The sequence below is a fragment of the Halococcus agarilyticus genome, assembly GCF_000334895.1.
Classification (GTDB): Archaea; Halobacteriota; Halobacteria; order Halobacteriales; family Halococcaceae; genus Halococcus; species Halococcus agarilyticus.
In genome coordinates, this window is sequence record NZ_BAFM01000011.1 from 33,064 (window position 1) to 54,654 (window position 21,591).

A 21,591-nucleotide genomic window follows, 5' to 3' on the forward strand; every position below is an offset into this window, starting at 1 on the left:
CCGCGGACCGACATAACCGCGTGGCGCGTTGACAGCCGACACGCAATGGCGTGGACCGCACACGACCGTCCGGGGCCGACGTTTATGCTCCGGGCGGTCGAACCCGATCCATGACCGAGGCCGACCCCAGCCCCCAGCGGTTCCGCGATCTCATGCTCGATTCCGAACCCGGGTTCGAGGAGGTGATGGTCTGCGTGTTCGACATCCAGCGCCACGAGACGCGGACCTACCGAACGTTGCTCGACCAGCCGGGCAGCACGGTCGAGGAGCTGGCCGCGGAGCTGGAGCGGGACCGCTCGAACGTCAATCGGTCGCTGTCGACGCTGCGGGAGAAGGGGCTCGCCGACCGCGGCCGACGGCTCTTAGACGGCGGCGGGCACGTCTATCAGTACACCGCGACGCCGCTGCCGGAGGCAACGGAGCTGATGCACGACACCCTCGACGAATGGACGGCGTACGTCCACGCGCGGATCGACGAGTTCGGCGACGAAACGGCGTGATCCCCTCGCGGTCCGCTCACCCGGTCGTCGTCGGCTGGACGGGGCCCGGCTGTTCGGGTCGCGTGCCGAGCGTGAGCGAGAGGGTCCGCCGCTCGCCGTCCCTGCGGACGGCGACGTCGATCGTGTCGCCAGGCGAGGCCTGAAGCGCGAGATACGACGAGAGCCCCTGAAGGCTGTCGATCCGCTGGCCGCCGAGAGCCACGATGACGTCGCCGGGCCGGAGCACGCCGTCGGAGGGACCACCGGCAGGAACGTCGGTGACGAGCACGCCACGGGATCGGTCGAGAGCCCGTTGCTCGGCGACCGGGGGCGTGACCGTCCGCAATCGCACACCCATGTAGGCGTGCTCGTACTCACCGTTTGCGATGAGCGACGGCACGACTCGGTCGACGAGCGCGGCCGAGATGGCAAAGGCGAGGTTCTCGCCGCCGCCGGAGTTGATCACCCCCACGACGTCGCCCGCGAGGTTCACGAGCGGTCCCCCCGAGTTGCCGGGATTGACCGGTGCGCTGGTCTGGATGGCATCGGGGATGGTGTAACCGCTCGGGGCCGGAATCGATCGATTCACGCCGCTCACGAGTCCCGACGTGAGCGAACCCTCGAAGCGACCGTACGGGTTGCCGATGGCGACCACCTCGGTCCCGATGGCGGGCTGCTCGTCGACCAGTGAAAGCGGCGTCGCGTAGTCGGGCGGGTTTTCGACCTCGATGACGGCGAGATCCGCCGACGGATCGGTACCGACGACCGACCCCGAACGCCACTCGCCCTGCGAAAAGCGGATCTGAGCCTCGGTCGCGTTGCTGACGACGTGGGCGTTCGTGACGACGTAGTTGCCCCGGAGAACGAATCCCGACCCCTGACCACCCTGGCCCATGCCGCCGGTTACTTGCACGAGAACGACCGAGCCGACCGTCTCGCGGTAGACCCGCGTGTACGGGCTCGGCGCGTCGCCAGCACTCGCGTTGCCGTCAGCGACGGTCGCGGCCTCTGCGGGGGTCGTCGAGTCCGCGGTGGCGGCGGTCGCCGTGCCGTCGGTCGTGATTTCGGCGGGTGTCGACCCGTCGGTCGCCGTGGCGGCCGGCGTCGTGTTCGCCGTGGTCCCATCGCCGAGTGCGTCCCCACAGCCGGCGATCCCGGCGGCGAGCACCGTCCCGAGCACGCCGAGGTACGCCCGGCGCGTCGTCCGCGCGTCATCCATGTCCGTATGCGGGCTCACGCCCGGAAAAGCACCCCGCTTGCGAACATCACTCATGGAAACGCGTGCGAGAACGATGCAGTCGAACTCCGTGGACCGGCCCACTTTTGCCCACCCGGGCAGTCCCGTCGCGTAATGGCCGATCTCATGCTCGCGCCCGAGGGCGAGACGCCCGACGCCGCGACCGACGGCACGTGGCTCGCGTGTATCGAGTGCGGCGCGGTACACGCCCCGTTCGACGCACCGATCTACCGGTGTCCCGACTGTGGCGGGCTCCTCGAGGCGCGCTACGCCGAGTATCCCACCTTCGATACGTTCACCGGGGAGGGTCGCGGTGTCTGGCGCTACGCCGCGGCACTCCCCTTCGAGAGCGGTGTCTCGCTCCCGGAGGGCGACACGCCGCTTCACCGGGTGTCCCGGCTCGAAGACGATCTCGACGTCCGGAGTCTCCGGATCAAGCACGAGGGAATGAACCCGACGGGAAGTTTCAAGGATCGTGGAATGACCGTCGGGGTCCGGGTCGCCGCGGAACTGGGCGTCGGCCGCCTGGCGTGTGCCTCAACCGGCAACACCAGCGCGGCGCTCGCGGCCTACGGCGGTCGCGGCGGAATGCAGACGCTCGTACTTCTCCCCGCCGGGAAGGTCGCCGCCGGGAAGGTCGCCCAGGCGAGTCTCCACGGCGCACGGATCCTGGAGGTCGACGGCAACTTCGACGCGTGTCTCGACATCGTCGCCGAACTCGCCGACCGCGGCGAGGCGTACCTCCTCAACTCGCTCAACCCGTTTCGATTGGAGGGCCAGAAGACGATCGGGTTCGAGATCCTCGAACGGTACCAGGCCGACTACGGTCGGTATCCCGACCGGATCGTCCTCCCCGTCGGGAACGCGGGCAACACCGCAGCGCTCTACAAGGCCTTCCGCGAACTCGTCGCGAGCGGGGCGCTCAGAGAGGACGCGGTGCCGAAGCTCACCGGCGTCCAGGCCGCCGGGGCCGCGCCGATGGTCGAGGCGATCGAGGAGGGCAACGAGGACATCGAGCGCTGGGACTCGGTCGAAACCCGGGCGACGGCGATCCGGATCGGCAACCCCGTAAACGCGCGGAAGGCACTCCCCGGAATCCGCGAGACCGGCGGGACGGCGGTCGCCGTCGCGGACGAGGCGATCACCGACGCCCAGCGCGCGCTCGCGAGCGAGGGGGTCGGCGTCGAACCCGCCTCCGCGGCGAGCGTCGCTGGCCTCCGGAAGCTCCGCGAGGCGGGCGTCGTCGACGGAGATGAAGACGTGGTCTGCCTGACGACCGGCCATCTCCTGAAGGACCCCGACGCCGCGGCCGCGGCCGGGACGGAGCCCGAACCCGTCCCCGCCGACACCGAGGGCGTGCTCGATCACCTGAACGGCGAGTGACCATTCCTGACCCGGGACAGCCGTCGCAGAGCGTGACAAAGCTATATGGTTTGGGAAAGACATATTGAAACGGACACCAAGCGAAAAGCATGGATCGAGGTCTCGCCGCGATTGCCGTCGGTGGTTCGATGGGGACTATTGTCTACACCGTTCTCGTCGCCGAGTGGCTGATTGCAGTTGGTGTCGGAGCGGTCTACGCCGCATCAGCGTACGTCTATCTCCGGTATCCGATCGCGTTCTCGGGCCGTCTCGATTTCGAAGGGCAGCGCTCCAAACTGGCCAAAGCTATCGGGGTGCTCGGTACTTCGATCGGCGGGAGCGGCTTCGCACTTCAGTTCGCTGGTAGCGGGACCACGATCGCGTTCGTTCTCTGGATCACCGGAACGATAGCGTTTCTTACAGCCATACAGAAGGCAGTCGAATACGAGGGAATCGAATACTCGTCGACTCGCTCAGCGGACGCAGCAGTAGGGGAGTAGCCGGGGTCGAATACGATGACGAGGTCGCCCGAGACGGATTATCGTGACGAGCGAGCGCAGCTCCGCGAGCAGATCAAAAACGCTGACTCGGAAACCGAGCGGCGCGAAGCGATCCTCCGACTCGCGGAGATCGACCGCGAGATCCACGCCGACACCTACGAGAAGCTCGCCCGTGAGTAGCGCAGGCGCTCGGATACGGTTCCGTTAGTCCGTCCCGTTCAGCGCGATATAGCGCGTCTCGATCACACGGTCATCCGCTTCCAGTTGCTCCTGAAGCTCCTCCGAAACCGGCTCGTCGAGATTGTACACCGTCATCGCCTCGCCGCCGATGACCCCGCGGGCGTTGAACATCCCCGCGATGTTGATGTCCGCGTCGCCGAGCACCGTCCCGATAAAGCCGATCAGGCCCGGTTCGTCCTCGTTGCGCGCGACAAGCATGTGGCCGGCGGGGATCGCGTCGACCCGGAACCCGTCGATCCGGACGATGCGGGGGTCCTCGCCGGCGAACAGGGTGCCACAGACGCCGATCTCCTCCTCGCCGTTGGTGACCGTGACGGTGACGAGGCTCTGGAAGTCCTCCGCCGTGCGGGTCTTCGATTCGACGACCTCGATCCCGCGGTCCTCGGCGATCCGTGGGGCGTTGACCGCGTTGACCTGCCATTCGAGCGGTTCGAACACGCCCTCCAGCGCGCTCGCGGTGACGAGATCGACCTCCTCGCTTGCGATGTCGCCCTCGTAGGTCACCTCGATCGTCTCGATCCGTCCGTCCAGAAGCTGGGTCGCGATCTTCCCCGCCGTGGAGGCGATGTCGAGGTACGGCCGGACCCGGGGGAACGCGCTCGCGTCCATCGAGGGGGCATTGAGCGCGTTCATCACCGGTTTCGAGTCGAACGCGGCGAGCACCTGGTCCGCGATCGAAGTGGCGACGTTCTCCTGGGCGGCGTACGTGCTCGCACCGAGGTGGGGCGTCACGATCACGTCCTCGACGTCGAGCAGGGGGCTGTCGGGCGAGAGCGGCTCTTCGGCGTAGACGTCGATCGCTGCGCCCGCGAGCGGCCCGTCCCCCACTGCGGCGGCGAGCGCTGACTCGTCGACGACGCCCCCCCGTGCGCAGTTGACGAGGTAACCGCCGTCGAGCGCCGCGAGCTCGTCCTCGCCGATCAGGTTCTCCGTCTCGGGCGTGAGCGGCGTGTGGAGAGTGAGCACGTCGGCGCTCGCGAGACACTCGTCGAGTTCGACGAGCTCCGCCCCCAAATTGGCGGCGCGCTCCTCGGAGATGTAGGGGTCGTAGGCGACGAGGTTCATCCCGAGGCCGTCGAGTTTCTTCGCGACCTCCTGGCCGACCCGGCCGAAGCCGACGATCCCGAGCGTCGCGCCGTTGAGCTCCGTCCCGAGATAGTCGCCCTTGGCCCACTCGCCGGCCTTCAGTCGAGCGTGGGCCTGGGGGATCGATCGCGCGGCCGCGAACGTCATCGCGACGGTGTGTTCGGCGGCGGCGCGGACGTTGCCCTCGGGAGCGTTGGCGACGATCACGCCGGCCTCGGTCGCGGCGTCGATATCGATGTTGTCGACCCCGATCCCCGCCCGGCCGACGATCATCAACTCCTCGGCGGCCGCGAACAGCTCCTCGGTGACGTCGGTGCCCGATCGGACGACGAGGGCGTTCGCATCGGCGACCGCCGCGTGGAGCGCGTCGCCCTCGATGTCGTAGGCCGTCTCGACGGTGTGGCCGGCCTCGCGGAGCCGATCGAGGCCCGGCTCCGCGATGGGATCGGTGACGAGTACCTTCATATCGGGGCGAACGACGCGGCGGGGATAACCTTTGCTTCCCGGGCACAACTCGCCGGCCGGTGTCGGAGTCGAACCGGCTCAACTACGGTACAGCGAGAACCCGATCCCGAGCGCAATCGTCGCACCGCCGGCGAGCCCGTCGCTCAGCGCGTCGTCCACGCCGAGTCGGAGCAACAACACGAAGACGACTGTGTAGAAGCCGTATGCGATGACACTACCGACGACGGCCCACGCGAACGCCGTTCCCGTCGGGAGCTGTGTGTCCCATTCGCGATAGAGCGTCGGGACGCCGACACCGACGCCCAGCAACGCACCGAACGCGAGGCCCGAGCCGTCGGTCCACGCCTGGGTGACGTAGGCCGCAACGACCCCGAGCACCGACGCAGTGAGCGTGACGACCGTCGACGCCGAAACCAGGCCGCTGCCGAGCCGCGACGACGAATCGGTATCCGACATGGCGGAAGGGCGAGCGGTCGTGCTGTAAACCTTCTGGGAACTTCGGCAGAGCAACGGCGATCACAGGTCATTCATCGGGAGATCGTCAGTTCTCGAACCCCTACCGACCCCGGGAGCGATCGTCCCGGCGATCGTCACCCGAGCGCTTATTCGAGTCCTCGCCCACCATCGATCGATGAGACGACGGCGGTTCCTCGACGCGGCCGCGACGGCCGGCGTCCTCGGGGTCGCAGGGTGCTCCGGCGAGAGCGGCGAGGCAGGAGCCACGAGCGAGACCTCGGAGACCACCACCGGGAGCGAACGGGGGGCCGACGGCGGAACGCGGCGCGGGGGAGCGACGCCTGGCGACGACGGAAGCGAACACACGGATTTCGTCTGGGCCGAGCAGAAGATCTGGCGGGACGAACGAGTGCGCGAGAACCTCTTCGCGTTCGCCGCGCGCCACGATCTCGCGGTGGTCATCGCGAAGGCGGACGCCGACGCGGGCGACGTCGCCGAACTCGAAGCACCGCTGGCCGCGGCCGCCCGACACGGCACCGAAGCGTGGCTGAACGTCGGCGTGCTGAAACGCCTCACACCGACCGAGTTCGTGGCGGACGGGGCGAAGCGCCGCCGACACCTCGACGGGCTCGAAGCCGTCGTGCGGCGCTACCGGGAGTTCTTCCCGTCGGGACGGATCGTGCTCTGGCAGGAGGCCCCCGTCGGCGGTCGGTGGAACGAGGCCGACACGTGGAACGACCAAGCCGTCGAGAACCTCGAACGCCTCGGCCCCCGGATCTTCGCCGCACAGCAACGGCGGGTCGAGCGCGCCGCCCCGAACGTCGACACCGGGATCTTCGTCCACTTCCCGTACATCGTGGACGGGAAGCAGCCGAAGACGTTCGAGGGTCTCACGGCGGAGCTGAAATCCAGGGGCGCGCTCCCCGATTTCACGTTCACCGACTTCTATCGGGGCTGGTACGCGAAGGACGTCGGTCCCGGGCCGGCGAACGCCGCCGTCGAGAGCCTCGTGACGAACGCACGCGAACTGACCGACGGCCGGCCGGTCAGCTACCTCGGCGAGGCTCACACCATCAACCCTCAGTACACGCCGAGCCGCCACGCGATGTGGATGGATCTCCGGGCGGCGCTCGGGGCCGGTGCGGAGGGCGTGGGCTGGTACGCGCGGACGGCGTACAAGGCGACGAAGCACGGGTTCGATCCGTTCATTCCGAACACCGGCCCCGCGGCGCGCGACGGGCCGCGCGCGAGCACGCTCACCTTCGCCCGTGACCGCTACCAGTACGCCTACGCCGCACTCCGGGCGAAACGCGACGATCGTGGAACTGGCGGGAGATCCACCGACGAGGACCGATTCGATCTCTGGCTCGTCGGATCGGGGTTCGACTTCTACGAGCACCGACTCTCGGCGCGAACGCGCGCGGACGAGTGGACGTTCGTCGGCGACTTCGACGGGTACGTCGACGGCGAGTACCCCTACAGCGACGGGAGCGATCGGGTGTCGATCTTCCGGGGCCTCTCGCGCGCACGGTTCGCTCCGGGAGGGAACCTCGAACTCGCCGTCGACACCGGTCACGGCAGCGACGACGCACACCTCGACGCCGTGCTGGCGATGCCCGCGGACGTGAGCACCTATCTCGCGGAGCCGGCGGCGGCCGAGCTGTACGGCAGCCGCTCGGACGTCCACGAGTTCGGCGTGGGCCACGAACGCGTGAACGCGCGGCTCGCGGCCGGTGGTTCGCGGCGGATCGACGTGACGCTCGGCGAGCCGGAACGACCGCTCGACGCGCTCGTGTTTCCCGACCACCGCACAGAGCGCGGGCGATTGCGCGCGCTCGAAGCGCGCGACGGGTTCGATCCGGACGAGCTGTTCGATCTCTGGGTGACCACCGACAGGAGGCCGAATCGCAGCGGGGAGAGCGCGAGCGGCATCGAGGGGCTGTCCCTGGTCGGCGACGCGGAACGACCGCTGGACGAGGCGAGCACGGCGGTGTCGACGGCCGAGGGCGGGGCGGTCTTCTACGGGATCGATCGCGACGATCTCGCCCGTCGTGACGGCTCGGCCGCCGTCGAGGTGGCCGGTGATGGGCGGGAGCTGGTGACCGGTGCGTACGCGATGGCCTACGCCGGCACCGTCGCGTTCAGGCCCGCGGCGGAAGCGATGAGACTTCTCGAAGCGGACCGGGCGAGCGCGCGGACGTTCGCCATCGCCCACGAGGAGGCGTGATCGCCATGTCGCGAGGCGACCGCGGGATTCGGATAGGTTGAAACGTCGCGCGCCGAAGGCCCAGTCATGAAACTCGTCGCGTTCGACTTCGACGGCACGCTCTCGGACTCGGAGATGACGGTCCTGCTCGGCGCACAGTGTGGCGTCGCCGAGGAGATGGAGACCATCACCGAGCGGGCGATGAACGACGAGATCGGGTATGCGGAAAGCCTCCGCGAGCGAGTCGGCCTGCTCGACGGGCTCTCGGCGGATGGGGTCGAAACAGCGTTCGAGGACGTCGAACTACGGCCGGGAACCGTGGACGTGATCCGCGCGCTGAACGACGCGGGCGTGGTCACGGCGATCGTCACCGGGGGGTTCGGCCGCGGGGTCGAGAGCGCGCTCGCGCGGAACGATCTCCCGGTCGACACCATCGTCGCCAACCAGCTCGTCTTCGCGGACGGCGACCTCACCGGCGAGGTCGAGGGGCCGCTGATCGAGGGAACGAAGGACGACGCGCTCCGGGCGGTCGCCGACAACGCCGGCGTCGCGCTCGACGAGACGGTGGCGGTCGGCGACGGCGCGAACGACCTCCCGATGCTCGAAGTCGCGGGGCTCGCCGTGGGCTACGAACCGAAACCCGCCGTCGAACCCCACTGTGACGAGGTCGTGGCGTCGATGGCGGAACTACAGGAACTGCTCGAAGACCGATCGATCCTCTGAGGATCAGTCGCCGAACAGGCTGGCGTGGACGGGCGCGAACTCGGTGTCCCCGTCGGTGCCGGCGCGCGCGTCGGTCACCGCTCGGCCGGCGACGCCGTCAGCGAGGAAATCCGCGATCGGCGGGCCGACGTTCTCGGGTTCGACGAGGAAGGCGTCGTGGCCGTGATCGGAGTCGATGACGTGGTGGGCGACGTCAACGCCAGCGGTGCGGAACGCGTCGGCGAGGGCTGTGGCCTGGTCCGTGGTGAAATGCCAATCGCCGGTAAAGGAGAGGCAGAGCGCTTCGCCGTCGAAGCTCGCGAGCGCGTCTGCGTCGGATTTGTGGCCCGTCGCGAGGTCGTACTCGTCCATCGCGCGCGTGAGATACAGGTAGCTGTTGGCGTCGAAGCGATCCACGAACGTGTCGGCGTTGTAATCGAGGTAGGACTCGACGTCGCGGTAGGGGAAGAAGCCGGCCGCCGGGTCGGCGGGGAACGTATCGCGGGCGGCGTCCCGGCCCGCGGCGCGCCGGCCGAACTTGTTCGCCATCGACTCCTTCGAGAGATACATCACGTGGCCGAGCTGGCGCGCGAGCGCGAGACCGTCGTCGGGTTCGTCGGCCCCGTAGTAGTCGCCACCGTTCCAGTCGGGATCGGTCGTGATCGCCCGCCGGGCGATCCCGTCGATCGCGACGCACTGTGGGTCGAGCCGGGCGGCGGTCGCCACCGGGATCGCCCGCTCGACCCGATCGGGGTAGCGTTTCACCCATTCGAGGACGTTCATCCCGCCCACGGAGCCGCCGACGACGGCGTGGAGCCGGGGAACATCGAGTGCGTCGAGCAGTCGGCGCTGGGCGCGGGTCCAGTCGGTCACGGTGACCGGCGGGAAGTCGGCCCCGTAGGGCTCGCCGGATGCGGGATCGATCGAGGCCGGTCCCGTCGAGCCGTAACACGAACCGGGGACGTTCACGCAGATCACGAAATACTCGGTCGTGTCGATCGCCTTGCCAGGTCCCACGATCGCGTCCCACCACGCGCGGGCCTGGCCCGCCGCGTCCCCGCTGCCGGCCGCATCCCCGCTGCCGGCCGCATCCCCGCTGGCGCTCCCCGATCGTGGGCTCGACTCGCTTTCCCGTGGGCCGCTGGCGACGTGGGCGCTGCCGGTGAGTGCGTGACAGACGAGGACCGCGTTGTCGCCGGTGAACTCGCCGTAGGTCTCGTAGGCGAGTTCCAGATCCGAGAGGGATTCGCCGCACTCGAACTCGAACGCGCCGATCGACCGGGTGTCGCGCGTCGCACGGGTCATGCGATCGCCCCATCGAGATCCGCCACGATGTCCGCCTCGTCCTCGATGCCCACGGAGAGCCGGACGAGATCGGGCGTCACGCCCGAGGCGCGCTGCTGTTCGGCCGAGAGCTGGGCGTGGGTGGTGCTCGCGGGATGGATCACCAGCGTCTTCGCGTCGCCGACGTTCGCGAGGAAGCTCGCGAGGTCGGTATCCTCACAGAGCCGTTTGCCGGCCTCGTAGCCCCCTTCCAGCCCGAACGCGATCATTCCACCGAACCCACCGTCGAGGTACTCGCTGGCGGCATCGTGAGTCTCGTGATCGTCGAGGCCGGGGTAGGCGACCCACGAGACCTCGTCGTGGTCCGCGAGGAACGCCGCGACGCCGTGGGCGTTCGCGGAGTGACGTTCCATTCTGAGATCCAGGGTTTCGAGCCCCTGGAGCGTGACCCACGCGTCGAACGGCGATTGTTGGTCGCCGAGGCTCCGGATCGCGCGCTGGCGGGCGGCCGCGGTGAACGCGCGGTCGCCGAACTGCTCGGCGAAATTCAGGCCGTGGAACGCGGGGTTGTCGCCAGCGATCTCGGGGTACTTCTCTGGATACTCGCCCCACGGGAACGAGCCGCCGTCGATCAGCGCACCGCCGATCGTCGTGCCCGAGCCGTGGATCCACTTCGTGGTCGACTCCCAGACGAGATCCGCGCCGTGTTCGAGGGGACGACACAGCGCGGGCGTGGCGAAGGTGTTGTCGACGAACAGCGGGACATCGTTGTCGTGCGCGACATCGGCGACGGCTTCGAGGTCGGGCGTCACCAGCGAGGGGTTGCCGATGGTTTCACAGTGGACGTACGCGGTGTTTTCGTCGATCGCTTCGTCGTACGCCGCGGGATCGAGCGTGTCGACGAACCGCGCCTCGATCCCGCGGCGCGCGGCGGTGTGGCTGAGGTAGGCGTGGGTGCCGCCGTAGATCGAGGCGGCGCTCACCACGTTGTCGCCCGCCTCACAGAGCAGGAAGGTCGCGGCGTCGAGCGCGGCCATCCCCGATGCGGTACAGAGCGCGCCCGCCCCACCCTCCAGATCGGCGAGACGCCGTTCGAGCGTGGCCACAGTTGGGTTCGAGATCCGGGAGTAGATGTCGCCCTCCGCTTCGAGGGCGTAGAGATCCGCGGCGCGGTCGGCGTCGTCGAAGGTGTAGGAGGTGGTCTGGTAGAGCGGCGGCGCGCGCGACCCCGTTTCCGGATCCGATCCCTGGCCGGCGTGGACACAGCGTGTCCCGAAACCTCGCTGCTCGTCGCCCGGGTCGTCGGCGTCGGTCATGTACGTGGTGCATATATCTCCGGACATCTATAACCACCAGTTACGGCAAGTGTCGCCGGTCCTCGTGAGTCGAGAGTGGTTAGGAGTGACAAATGCCCGCAAGCGGAGCGATCGACGTTCCAGTACCGATGAACGATGTGTTCGACCGATGCCGGCGCAAATGAGAGACCGCAGGCCACAGCCTCCCCAGCCGATTCCTTCGCTCGCTACGCTCGCTCAGTCATCCCTCGCACGAGTCGCGCGCGAAGCGCGCTCCCGCGCGCCACCGCCCACGGCACCAAGCAGATCGTCGACCGGCAGTCTGAGATGGTTGTGAAAGCACGAGCGGAAAAGTGGTGCGACCGTGTGGGCTCCGTCGTTCGAACGCCGCGTCAGTTACCGAACGGGTCCGCGAAGTCGTTCCGGATGAAGTACCGAACGAAGTTTCCGTAGGTTCGATCGCCGGGGTGATCGGCGACCTGCTCGTAGCGGATCGCGCCATCGGTGTCGACGACGTAGGTGCCGGCGACACCGGTGAGGCCGTGGCTCGTCTCCTGGGTGCCGCTGTACTGCTCGGCGACCTCGCCCTCGGGGTCCGCGAGCAGCTGGAAGTCGAGGTCGAACCGATCGCGCATCTCGACGAGCTTCGGAAGCTCGCTGGTCACGACGGGCAACACGGTCACGTCGTCGTGGAACCAGAGGTCGTAGGAAACATCGCTGAACGTCTGGAGCTGCTCGGCGCAGAAACTACACCAGTGGCCGCGGTTGACGAGGATCACGGTCGGGCCGGATTCGAGCGTGTCCGAGAGCGTGACGTCGCCACCGGCGGTGCTTTGGGCCGTGAAGTCGGGTGCCTGGGTCGTGTCCTGGCTCACACCGGACGGAGGGACGGGAGGCTGATAACTTCCCGGCCGGTCCTGCGGGGCGAGCGCACGACCCGACCGGGAACGGGACTTGCCCCTGCCAACCACAACCCTATTCGTCGGGGGCTCCGGAGTACGAACCGATCCAAATGTCCGACGACGATGCCGAGAAAGCGATCGAACGCGGGCTCGCGGCGTACTTCGCGAGCGACGTGCTCGAAGACGTGATGGAAGCCCTCGACATCGAGGCGCTGGCCGAGGGCGCAGCGTTCGACGACGCCGTGGAGTACGAACGCCTCGGCCGAACGCTCGGTAAACTCATCGGCCGGGCGGCCGCGAAGGGCGTGAACAACTCCGGACTGCTCGGCCGGATCGTGACCGAGACCGCCGGCAGCGAGGTCGGCGGGCGGGCCGGCGAAGCGGCCGCGGTGGCGCTGGTCGAACACGGCGACGTCGCGGGGACCGTCGAACAGATCCAGGGACTGCTCGCCGCCGGTGATTTCGACGAACTCGCCGAGGGGATCGAAACGCTCGTCGAGGATTCGGGGTTCGAGGAAGCCGACGCCGGACCGTCGGCCGAGACCGACTGGACCGAGATCGAGGTCGAGGACCGCGAGGAGTAGTCAGCAATCAAGGGATCGTTCGTCGGTAGCTTCGGCTTCTCGTGGCCGTAGTGTCGGTGGGTCGTCAGTCGAGTTCCGCGCGCGCAGCGTCGAGTCCCGCTTCGAGATCGACGTCGACGCCGACGTCGGTGAACGCTTCGCCCACCGTTCGAACCCCGCGAAGCACCTGATCCTCGGCGAGATGGCCCATGTTGCTCACCCGGAAGATCTCGCCGCCGAGGTGGGCCTGGCCGCCGCTGATCGAGACGTTGCGCTCGTCGACCGCGGCGAAGAACTCCTCGGGGTTCTCGCGAACCGAGTCGGGCAACGAGATCGCCGTCACGGTGTTCGAGTGGGTACTCGCGTCGTCGAGCGTGGGAAAGCCGTCGAGTCCCATCTCGCCGAACCCCGCCCGGAAGGCGGCCGACTGCCGGCGGTGGCGCTCGATCCGGGTCTCCATTCCCTCCGACTCGATCTCCTCGACCGCGACCGCGAGCGCGCGAAAGAGCGGAAGGGCGCTCGTGAAAGGTGTCTGGTGGTCCTCGGCCTTTCGGAGATGCCAGTCGAGGTCGGCGTAGAAGGGTGCGCGCTCGCCGTCGAGGTGTTCGACCGCACGATCGGTCACGTACATCGCGCTGATCCCCGGGGGCGCGGCGAGCGCCTTCTGGGAGTCCGTGATGGCGACGTCCACGTTCCAGTCGTCGATCCGGAAGACGTCCCCGCCGATCGAGGTCACGCCGTCGACGACGAATCTGGCGTCGTGGGCGGCGGCGATCTCACCCACCTCGGGAACGGGGTTCAGGATGCCAGTCGAGGTCTCGTTGTGGACCATCGTCACGAGGTCGGTGTCGTCGGTGACGGCCTCGGCCACAGTTTGGGAATCGAGCGAATCGCCCCACTCGACCTCGATTCGCGTGACCGACGCGTAGCGTGCGGCGATCCGTGCAAAGCGCCGACCGAACTTGCCGTTGACGAGCGCGACCACTTCATCACCCTCACCGACGAGGTTGGCGACGGCGGCCTCCATCCCCATCGTCGCCGTCCCGTTGAGCACGAGACTGGTCCCGCCAGCGCTGGTCGACTGTTCCTGTGGCGTCGAGCGTTCGAAGACGTAATCGAGTCCGTCCTGTGCGCGCTCGTACACTGCCTCGAAGTCGGCCGAGCGGTGTGAGACCATCGGCGCGTCCATCGCCTCGCGGACCCTCCTCGTCACGGGCACCGGCCCGGGGTTGAGCAGCAGGAACTCGTCGTCGCTCATACCGGGGCGTTCGTCGCGGCTCACATAAACGTCGCCGGTATCGCTCCATCTTGCCGTCGGCAGTGTTCGGATGGACGATACGAGCGAAAAGCCAGGAAAGAGCTAACTATTCGGCCCAGTGATCGTCAGACATGAATCGCCTCTCACAGGTACTGCTCCTCGTCGCAGGGAGTTTCACGACGGCACTGTTGATCGCGGTGTATCTGGAATCGCAAGTCGCTGCCGTGGTCACGTGGTGGTTCTTCTTCGCTCTCGTTGCAGTGAGCCTGATCCGGCTCGCCGTGTTCGCGTCGCGAGCGATTCGAAGTCGCCGCTCCGACGGTTCGCGTTCGGGGAGCAGCACGTTCGAACGCGACGGAGACTCTCCAGCGAGTTCGAACCACGACGGACTTGCGACGCTCCGAGAGCGCTACACACGTGGGGAGCTCACCGACGAGCAGTTCGAACGGAAACTCGATCGTCTCCTGTGGACCGATACACCCGAAAACGCCGCCGAGTGGCGAGATGCAGCCCGCGAGCGAAGCGGCGAAACGGCGTCGGAGTGAGTTCGCCGAGCGAGAGAGCGGGATCGACGGTCGAACGGCTCAGGTGACCAACGACGTCACCCTCGACTGCGGCAAGGCGAACGGCCTAAGCGGAGCGCGGGGGAACCCGACACAATGGCAGCCCCGGATGCCGCGGATTCGGTCACCGACAACCCCTACATCGAGGACCCCGACACGGAGTTCGCGCCGGTCGAAGAACTGAACGAGGAGCGGGCGCGCGAGCAAGCCGAACAGCTCCGTGGGGCACTCCACTACCACGACCACCGCTACTACGTCGAGAGCGATCCCGTCGTCGGCGATCGGACCTACGACGCGCTGTTCTCCCGGTTGGAGGCGCTCGAAGACGCCTTCGATCTCCCGACCGAGAACAGTCCCACGCGGCGGGTCGGCGGCGAGCCGCTCGACGAGCTCCGTACTGTGGAACACGTCGCGCCGATGCTCTCGATCGATTCGAGTGGTGATCCCGGCGAAGTTCGGGAGTTCGACGAGCGGGTTCGGCGTGAACTCGCTCGGGGTGGTGGGGGCCAGCGCTCGCTCGCCGATTTCGACAGCGAGGACAACTCCGCCGACGTCGCGGTCGAATACGTCTGCGAGCCGAAGTTCGACGGACTCTCGATCGAGGTCGTGTACGAGAACGGCGTCTACGAGCGCGCCGCGACCAGGGGCGACGGGTACGAGGGCGACGACGTGACCGCGAACGTCCGCACGATCGGATCGGTGCCACAGCGTCTCCGGGGCGACCACCCCGACTACCTGGCCGTGCGCGGCGAGATCTACATGCCGCGTGAGGCGTTCACCGCCCACAACCGCGAGCGAGTCGAGCGCGGCGACGATCCCTTCGCGAACCCCCGAAACGCCGCCGCCGGGACGCTCCGCCAGCTCGATCCGAAGATCACGGCCGAACGCCCGCTCGCGTGTTTCTTCTTCGGGGTTCTCGATGCGAGCTACGCGTTCGAGAGTCATGGGGAGCAGTACGCGAAGCTCTCCGAGTGGGGGCTCCGGGTCACCGATCGCGTCGCGGTCGTCGACGGCATCGAGGCCGCCATCGACTACCGCGATCGGTTGGGTGAAGACCGTGAGAACCTCGACTACGAGATCGACGGGACCGTGTTCTCGGTCGACGACCTCGCGGCCTGCGAGCGCCTCGGGACGACATCGCGCGCACCGCGGTGGGCGTACGCCTACAAGTTCCCCGCACGCTCCGAAACGACGCACATCACCGACATCACGGTACAGATCGGGCGCACGGGGCGCGCAACGCCGGTCGCGCTGCTCGAACCAGTCGAAGTCGGCGGCGTCGAGGTCTCGCGTGCGACCCTCCACAACCCGGGCGAGCTCGCGGAACTCGGCGTGAACGTCGGCGACGAGGTGCGCCTCAAGCGCGCCGGCGACGTGATCCCCTACGTCACGGAGGTCGTCGACGACGGTGGCGAGGGAACCTTCGAATTCCCCGACCGGTGCCCGATCTGTGACAGCCCGATCGAGCGTGACGGCCCACTCGCGTTCTGTACCGGCGGTGTGTCCTGTCCCGCCCAGCTCCAGCGTGCGGTCGAGCACTACGCCAGCCGCGAGGGGCTCGACATCGAAGGGCTCGGCGAGGAGCGCGTCGAACAGCTCATCGACGCCGGGCTCGTCGAGTCGCTGCCGGATCTCTACGACCTTCGGAAAGCGGACCTCGCCGCACTCGACGGCTGGGGCGAGAAGAGTGCGGCGAACCTCCACGACGAACTCGAACGCTCGAAGGAACCCGCACTCGCCGACTTCCTCACCGCGCTCGGCGTGCCCGAGGTGGGATCGACGACGGCGACCGCCCTGGCCCGCGAGTTCGGCGATCTCGACGCCCTGATGGATGCGGAAGAGGAAGGGCTTCGTGAGGTTCCGGACGTCGGCCCCCGGGTCGCGAGCGAGATCCGCGAGTTCTTCGCGAACGAACGCAACCGTCAGACGATCGCGGCGCTGCGCGAGCGCGGGGTCGAGCCCGAAGCGCTCGAGCGCGAGGCGGGCGACGAGCTCGCCGGGCTGACCTTTGTGTTCACGGGTGGACTCTCGAACGCCACCCGCGAGGAGGCCACCGCACACGTCGAGCGCCACGGCGCGCGGAGCACGGGCAGCGTCTCCGGCAATACGGACTACCTCGTGATCGGCGACGATCCGGGCCAGCGAAAGCGCGACGACGCCGACGCGGCGGACGTCCCCGAACTCACCGAAGCCGAGTTCGAGGCGCTGCTCGCCGAGCGGGACGCCGAACGCTAACGACCCGATGCCGAAGGGATGGGCGGGCGAACGATCGCCACTCCTGACGACCGATCCGCGAACGACGAGACGATCCCGCGTGACCCCGGTCGGCGCGTCGACCCCGGCGGATTCGCCCGATTTTACTGGAGTAGTGCGCCATTACAGTCAACGGTCCCATAGTTTCTACGGTGAAACAGTCGCGTCCCCGACGGTCCGTCGGGCGATTCCGTCGATGAGTGAACATCGATCGGTCGGTCCGGACGGGCGTGGGTCGCGACGCGGATTCGGCCGCGACGCGCTCGGCATCGGAAACGGAGAGTACGCCGATCGCTCCGCCGAACGCGAGGGGGTCGCTGGAGATCCGTGAGCGTTTCGCCCCGGTCCGGAACGAACCGGACGGCTCGGCAGTGGTCGTCCCGGGCGTCGGTCGCGGCACCAGCCAGGTGGCTGTTCACCATTCGCATGAAACTGTCGTGAAACGACGGACGCCGGGCGTGATTTCGGACAGTTCCATCGTCGGAGCCGGTTTTCGATCCGTAACGGTGCGGAACAGTCCGCAACGGCTGGGGCGCTTTATTCCCCTCCGGTGTGTCCGTATCGAGCGCAGAACCATGACAAGCAAACTCAGCGCGCTCGGGACACGGCTCCCGTCGAAGCGCGTTCTGGCGGTCGGACTCGTCGCCGCAATGCTACTGTTCGCCGGCTGCATGGGCGGCGGTGGCAGCGGTGACAACGGAACGAACGCGACGGAGACTGAGGCGGGCGCGGCCGAGGAGACGACCGCGATGGAGGAAGAGACCACCGCGATGGAAGAGGAAACCACCGCGATGGAAGAAGAGACCACCGAGATGGAGGGTACCGAGATGGAGGAGACAACTGAAATGGAAGGTACCGAGATGGAAGAGACCACCATGATGGGCAACATGTCCGAGACCACCGAGATGGGCAACATGTCCGAGACCACCATGATGGGCAACATGTCCGAGACCACCGAGATGATGGGCAACATGACGACGACGTCGGAAGCCTGATCGCTCGGTACTCCGACTTCCCGAAACGGTCGAGCGCGTGCCGCCACCGCGGTGCGCGTTTTCTTTTTTCGACTGCGTAGCGCCGGCTGTCGGCACTCGTCGTCGGCCGACGAAGTCCGCGTCCGGATCGGAAGCGAGGCGCGGAGGACGCAAAGAGTAATACCGGGCGCGCGACGAGAAGTGACGAGGAATGAGCGATCGAGCGCTCGCGGTGGCGGGTGTGCTCTGCGTGCTGGTGCTCGTGGGCACCGGCGTCCCGGTCGGTGGACAAGCGACGCCTGGCGGCGGAGTCATCGACGTGACCGTTGCCGGTGGCGGCGTCGTCACCGACACGGACACCGGCAACGGGTCGACGTACGTCTGGCAGGACGAGCCGATCGACGTGAGCGCAACCTTTCGGGACGCCCGCGAGTTCACGAACTACTGCGTCTGGCTCGGCTACGAGCGAGAGGACGCGTCGCCGCAGGAACTCGTCGAGAAGTGCGATCCGAAGGCGCTCTCGGAGGGGACGAACGGCACGAGCGAGTTCACCAACGTCACGTGGCCCTCGAACGTCTCCGGCGAGCAGGATCTCGTGGTCGAGGTGCAGGGGCTCTCGGGCGAGTTCAACGCGACGCTGCTCGATCGGGAGACGGTCCCAGTGACAGTCATCACGCGGTCGGGCGACATCGACGGGGACGGGCTCTCGAACGCCCGGGAGGCCGAGAACGGGTACAACCTCTCGAACGCCGACATGGACGGTGACGGGCTGAACGACGGCCCGGAGGTGAATCGGTACGAGTCGAACCCACAGAACCCCGACACCGACGGCGACGGCGTCCGCGACGGCGAGGAGATCGAGATCGGGATCGACCCCTCGACGGCCGACACCGACGGCGACGGGCTGAGCGACGGCACCGAGGTGAACCTCCTCCGCACCGACCCGGACAGCCGGTGGACACCGGTCTGGCTCGCCGGGCTCGTCGTTCTCGTCGGTGGGACGATCGTCGTCGGCGGCACGCGTTTCCGTGGCTGGTGGCGCGAGCGCGGCGACGGGGCGGTCGCGGGGAGCGGGGGCTCATCGTCCCAGGACGAAGTCGAAGACGTCGCTGTCGACGGATCGGAACCGGCCGGCGGGCCGGAGCGGGTCGACGAGCCACCGGAGCCGCTGACCGACGAGGACCGAGTCGAGGCGCTCCTCCGCGAGCACGGCGGTCGGATGAAGCAGTCGCGGATCGTCGAGGACACCGACTGGTCGAAGGCGAAGGTCAGCCGGCTACTTTCCTCGATGAACGACGAGGGCACCGTCGAGAAGCTCTCGATCGGGCGGGAGAACATCGTGAGCCTCGACGGCCACGGACCCGAGGCCGCACGCTCCCCACACGAGGAGCCCCCCCAGGAGGAGAACGCGTCAGACTGAAGCGCGTCACGCTCCTCTAACTACCCGATGAACCGGGCGAGCGTCCGCGAACGGGCGAACGACCTCCCGCGCGAGCCGGGCGTCTACCAGTTCCGCGACGACGACGCGACGCTCTACGTGGGGAAGGCCGTCGACCTCCGGGATCGGGTGCGGTCGTACGCCGATCCGCGCTCGCGCCGGATCGCACGGATGGTCGAGCGGAGCGTCGCAATCGAGCCGACGGTGACCGACACCGAGACCCAGGCGCTCCTTCTGGAGGCGAACCTGATCAAGCGCCACAGCCCCCGGTACAACGTCCGGCTGAAGGACGACAAGTCCTACCCCCTCGTGCAGCTCACCGACCACGGGTTCCCCCGGATCGAGATCACCCGCGATCCCGATCCCGGCGCGACGGCGTTCGGTCCGTACACCGAGCGCAGCCGGGTCGAGACGGTCGTGAAGGCGCTTCGGGAGACGTACGGGGTTCGGGGCTGTTCGGACCACAAGTTCGCGGGGCGCGATCGGCCGTGTCTCGATCACGATCTCGGACTGTGCACCGCGCCGTGTACCGGCGAGATCAGTGGGGAAGAGTACATCGGGGACGTCGAATCCGTCGAGCGCTTTTTCGAGGGGAGTACGGGGATCCTCGCCGACCCCCTCCGAGGAGAGATGGAGCGGGCGACCGAGGCACGGAACTTCGAGCGGGCCGCGAACGTGCGCGACCGGCTCGCCGTCGTCGAAACGTTCCACGAGGGCGGGGGCAGGGCGGTCACGTCGGGCACCGACGAGCGGCGGGTCGACGTGCTCGGCGCAGTCGTCGAGAGCGAGCGCGCGACCGTCGCGCGCCTCCACAGCGAGGACGGCCAACTCGTCGAGCGCGACCGCCACACGCTCTCGGTGCCGGACGAGGACGGCACGGACGGCACGGGCATGGGAAGCGTGCTCGCGGCGTTCGTCGTCCAGTACTACGCCGAGCGAACGCTCCCCGACGCCCTCCTGCTCCCCGAGCGACTCGACGACGACGAGATCGACGCGTGGCTCGACAGTGAGGGGGTCGCGGTGCGCGTGCCGGGCGCGGGCCGGGAGGCGACCCTCGTCGAGCTCGCGCTCAAGAACGCCCGCCGCGGACGTGGACGGGCGGACGGAACCCGCGCGCTCGCCGACGCGCTCGGCCTCAGTAGCGCGAACCGGATCGAGGGGTTCGACGTGAGCCACGCCCAGGGCCGGGCCGCCGTCGGCAGCGACGTCACCTTCGTCGGCGGCGGCCCCGAGAAGTCCGAGTACCGACGGAAGAAACTCGACGACACAAACGACGACTACGCCAACATGCGGTCGCTGATCGCGTGGCGCGCGCGCCGGGCGGTCGAGGGCCGGGACGACCGGCCCGATCCCGACCTCCTGCTCATCGACGGTGGCGAGGGACAGCTGAACGCGGCGCGGGACGCCCTCTCCGCGGTCGGCTGGGACGTGCCGGCGGTCGGGCTGGCGAAGGCCGAAGAGCGCGTCGTCACCGCCGACGGGACGTTCGAGTGGCCCGACGACGCGCCCGAGCGTCGCCTGCTCCAGCGGGTGCGCGACGAGGCCCACCGGTTCGCGGTCCAGTACCACCAGACCGTCCGCGACGAGGTCTCGACCGTGCTCGACGACGTGCCGGGGATCGGGCCGCAGACGAGACGACGCTTGCTCCGGCGGTTCGGCAGCGTCGACGGGGTGCGCGCGGCCTCGCCCGGCGAACTTCGGTCGGTGTCCGGCGTGGGCGAGAAGACCGCCGAGACGATCCGCGCGCGACTCTGAAGGGAGGGTGTCGGTCCGCCGGGGACAGTCCAGTAGGCCGAGGGTATAACTCGCTGCGCCACGACGAGCTACGGGATGAGTGAACAGGACTCGGAGGCCGAGTACGAGGGCGTGATGCCCGAGGGCGAGGAGGAGTTCGCCGAGGAACACCAGCGGATCGCAGTCGACTTCGACAAGACGCTGACCGCGGGCGAGGAGAGCTACATCACCGAGGACCCCGAGGAACCGAACGAGGAGATGGTCGAGTGGGTGAACTACCAGTACCGCCAGGGCCACAGCATCATCGTCTGGACCGCCAGGCCGTGGGAGGCCGCCCAGGAGACCGTCGCCCGGCTGACCGAGTGGGGCGTCGACTGGCACGGCCTCCGGATGGAGAAGGGCCACGCCGACGTCTACGTCGACGACAAGGGATCGACGCCGAGCGAGCAGCTCCTGGAGGCGGGGTTCGACGGTGACGGCGAGGTCGACTCCGGCGAGGGCAAGATCGACAAGGACAAGGACGGCGATCCGAACGACGCCGGCAGCGTATAGCGACCATCCGGGTCGTCGACACGACGATAACGGACGCGATAC

Annotated in this window: 20 protein-coding genes; 13 read left to right on the plus strand and 7 right to left on the minus strand. The window is 68.2% G+C overall.

The genetic code is table 11. The features are described from left to right. Positions 1 to 110 precede the first annotated feature (110 nt). A complete protein-coding gene (locus TX76_RS10140; protein ID WP_049902259.1) occupies positions 111 to 500 on the plus strand; it encodes a helix-turn-helix domain-containing protein in 390 nt (129 codons plus the stop codon). A 16-nt stretch (positions 501 to 516) separates the two neighbouring features. On the opposite strand, the gene TX76_RS10145 is transcribed toward TX76_RS10140, so the two are convergent. Beyond that, positions 517 to 1,698, minus strand: coding sequence for a S1C family serine protease (locus TX76_RS10145; RefSeq protein ID WP_049902260.1), 1,182 nt, complete (start codon positions 1,696 to 1,698; stop codon positions 517 to 519). A 132-nt stretch (positions 1,699 to 1,830) separates the two neighbouring features. On the opposite strand from TX76_RS10145, the gene thrC reads away from it, so the two are divergent. The 3 genes from thrC to TX76_RS17600 all read left to right on the plus strand — a co-directional run bounded on the left by thrC (position 1,831) and on the right by TX76_RS17600 (position 3,758). Then, positions 1,831 to 3,099 (plus strand): threonine synthase, encoded by a 1,269-nt coding sequence (thrC, locus tag TX76_RS10150; protein WP_049902261.1) that lies wholly within the window; start codon positions 1,831 to 1,833, stop codon positions 3,097 to 3,099. Between the two features lie 89 nt (positions 3,100 to 3,188). After that, a complete protein-coding gene (locus tag TX76_RS10155) occupies positions 3,189 to 3,578 on the plus strand; it encodes a hypothetical protein (protein ID WP_049902262.1) in 390 nt (129 codons plus the stop codon). A 15-nt stretch (positions 3,579 to 3,593) separates the two neighbouring features. Then, a complete protein-coding gene (locus TX76_RS17600) occupies positions 3,594 to 3,758 on the plus strand; it encodes a hypothetical protein (protein WP_154019050.1) in 165 nt (54 codons plus the stop codon). A 24-nt stretch (positions 3,759 to 3,782) separates the two neighbouring features. Here TX76_RS17600 and serA read toward each other — a convergent pair whose 3' ends face one another. Together serA and TX76_RS10165 are read right to left on the minus strand one after the other, a co-directional pair. Beyond that, positions 3,783 to 5,369, minus strand: a complete 1,587-nt coding sequence (gene serA / locus TX76_RS10160; RefSeq protein ID WP_049902263.1) for a phosphoglycerate dehydrogenase — start codon at positions 5,367 to 5,369, stop codon at positions 3,783 to 3,785. A gap of 78 nt (positions 5,370 to 5,447) precedes the next feature. Further along, positions 5,448 to 5,825, minus strand: coding sequence for a hypothetical protein (locus TX76_RS10165; RefSeq protein WP_049902264.1), 378 nt, complete (start codon positions 5,823 to 5,825; stop codon positions 5,448 to 5,450). 175 nt (positions 5,826 to 6,000) lie between these two features. Here TX76_RS10165 and TX76_RS10170 point away from each other — a divergent pair, with 175 nt between their 5' ends. Next, on the plus strand, positions 6,001 to 8,052 hold the full coding sequence (locus TX76_RS10170) for a hypothetical protein (RefSeq protein WP_049902265.1): 2,052 nt from the start codon (positions 6,001 to 6,003) through the stop codon (positions 8,050 to 8,052). 66 nt (positions 8,053 to 8,118) lie between these two features. Beyond that, positions 8,119 to 8,754 carry a phosphoserine phosphatase SerB gene (serB, locus tag TX76_RS10175; RefSeq protein WP_049902266.1) on the plus strand — a complete coding sequence of 212 codons (636 nt, stop codon included), beginning with the start codon at positions 8,119 to 8,121 and terminating at the stop codon, positions 8,752 to 8,754. Between the two features lie 3 nt (positions 8,755 to 8,757). Here the strand turns inward: serB and metX are convergent, their stop codons facing one another. The 3 genes from metX to TX76_RS10190 form a co-directional block, all read right to left on the minus strand. Continuing rightward, complete coding sequence (gene metX, locus TX76_RS10180; RefSeq protein WP_049902267.1) at positions 8,758 to 10,038, minus strand: homoserine O-acetyltransferase MetX; 1,281 nt, start codon at positions 10,036 to 10,038, stop codon at positions 8,758 to 8,760. Then, a complete protein-coding gene (locus tag TX76_RS10185; RefSeq protein WP_049902268.1) occupies positions 10,035 to 11,333 on the minus strand; it encodes an O-acetylhomoserine aminocarboxypropyltransferase/cysteine synthase family protein in 1,299 nt (432 codons plus the stop codon). Before TX76_RS10185 ends, metX begins: the two co-directional genes overlap by 4 nt. Positions 11,334 to 11,704: 371 nt before the next feature. Further along, positions 11,705 to 12,187, minus strand: a complete 483-nt coding sequence (locus TX76_RS10190) for a peroxiredoxin family protein (protein WP_049902270.1) — start codon at positions 12,185 to 12,187, stop codon at positions 11,705 to 11,707. A gap of 137 nt (positions 12,188 to 12,324) precedes the next feature. On the opposite strand from TX76_RS10190, the gene TX76_RS10195 reads away from it, so the two are divergent. Continuing rightward, on the plus strand, positions 12,325 to 12,798 hold the full coding sequence (locus TX76_RS10195; protein WP_049902271.1) for a hypothetical protein: 474 nt from the start codon (positions 12,325 to 12,327) through the stop codon (positions 12,796 to 12,798). Positions 12,799 to 12,862: 64 nt separating this feature from the next. Here the strand turns inward: TX76_RS10195 and TX76_RS10200 are convergent, their stop codons facing one another. Continuing rightward, complete coding sequence (locus tag TX76_RS10200; protein ID WP_049902273.1) at positions 12,863 to 14,035, minus strand: pyridoxal-phosphate-dependent aminotransferase family protein; 1,173 nt, start codon at positions 14,033 to 14,035, stop codon at positions 12,863 to 12,865. Positions 14,036 to 14,166: 131 nt separating this feature from the next. Between TX76_RS10200 and TX76_RS10205 the strand changes: the two genes are divergently transcribed. The 6 genes from TX76_RS10205 to TX76_RS10230 all read left to right on the plus strand — a co-directional run bounded on the left by TX76_RS10205 (position 14,167) and on the right by TX76_RS10230 (position 21,549). Then, a complete protein-coding gene (locus tag TX76_RS10205) occupies positions 14,167 to 14,580 on the plus strand; it encodes an SHOCT domain-containing protein (RefSeq protein ID WP_049902275.1) in 414 nt (137 codons plus the stop codon). 114 nt (positions 14,581 to 14,694) lie between these two features. Continuing rightward, positions 14,695 to 16,833: an NAD-dependent DNA ligase LigA gene (ligA, locus tag TX76_RS10210; RefSeq protein WP_049902276.1), complete on the plus strand. Its 2,139-nt coding sequence runs from the start codon at positions 14,695 to 14,697 to the stop codon at positions 16,831 to 16,833. Positions 16,834 to 17,426: 593 nt separating this feature from the next. After that, positions 17,427 to 17,846 carry a hypothetical protein gene (locus tag TX76_RS10215; RefSeq protein WP_049902278.1) on the plus strand — a complete coding sequence of 140 codons (420 nt, stop codon included), beginning with the start codon at positions 17,427 to 17,429 and terminating at the stop codon, positions 17,844 to 17,846. A gap of 190 nt (positions 17,847 to 18,036) precedes the next feature. Further along, positions 18,037 to 19,245 (plus strand): helix-turn-helix transcriptional regulator, encoded by a 1,209-nt coding sequence (locus TX76_RS10220; protein ID WP_049902279.1) that lies wholly within the window; start codon positions 18,037 to 18,039, stop codon positions 19,243 to 19,245. Between the two features lie 27 nt (positions 19,246 to 19,272). Further along, a complete protein-coding gene (locus tag TX76_RS10225; RefSeq protein ID WP_049902280.1) occupies positions 19,273 to 21,018 on the plus strand; it encodes an excinuclease ABC subunit C in 1,746 nt (581 codons plus the stop codon). 75 nt (positions 21,019 to 21,093) lie between these two features. Then, positions 21,094 to 21,549 carry a hypothetical protein gene (locus TX76_RS10230; protein ID WP_049902282.1) on the plus strand — a complete coding sequence of 152 codons (456 nt, stop codon included), beginning with the start codon at positions 21,094 to 21,096 and terminating at the stop codon, positions 21,547 to 21,549. The last annotated feature ends 42 nt before the right edge of the window (positions 21,550 to 21,591 follow it).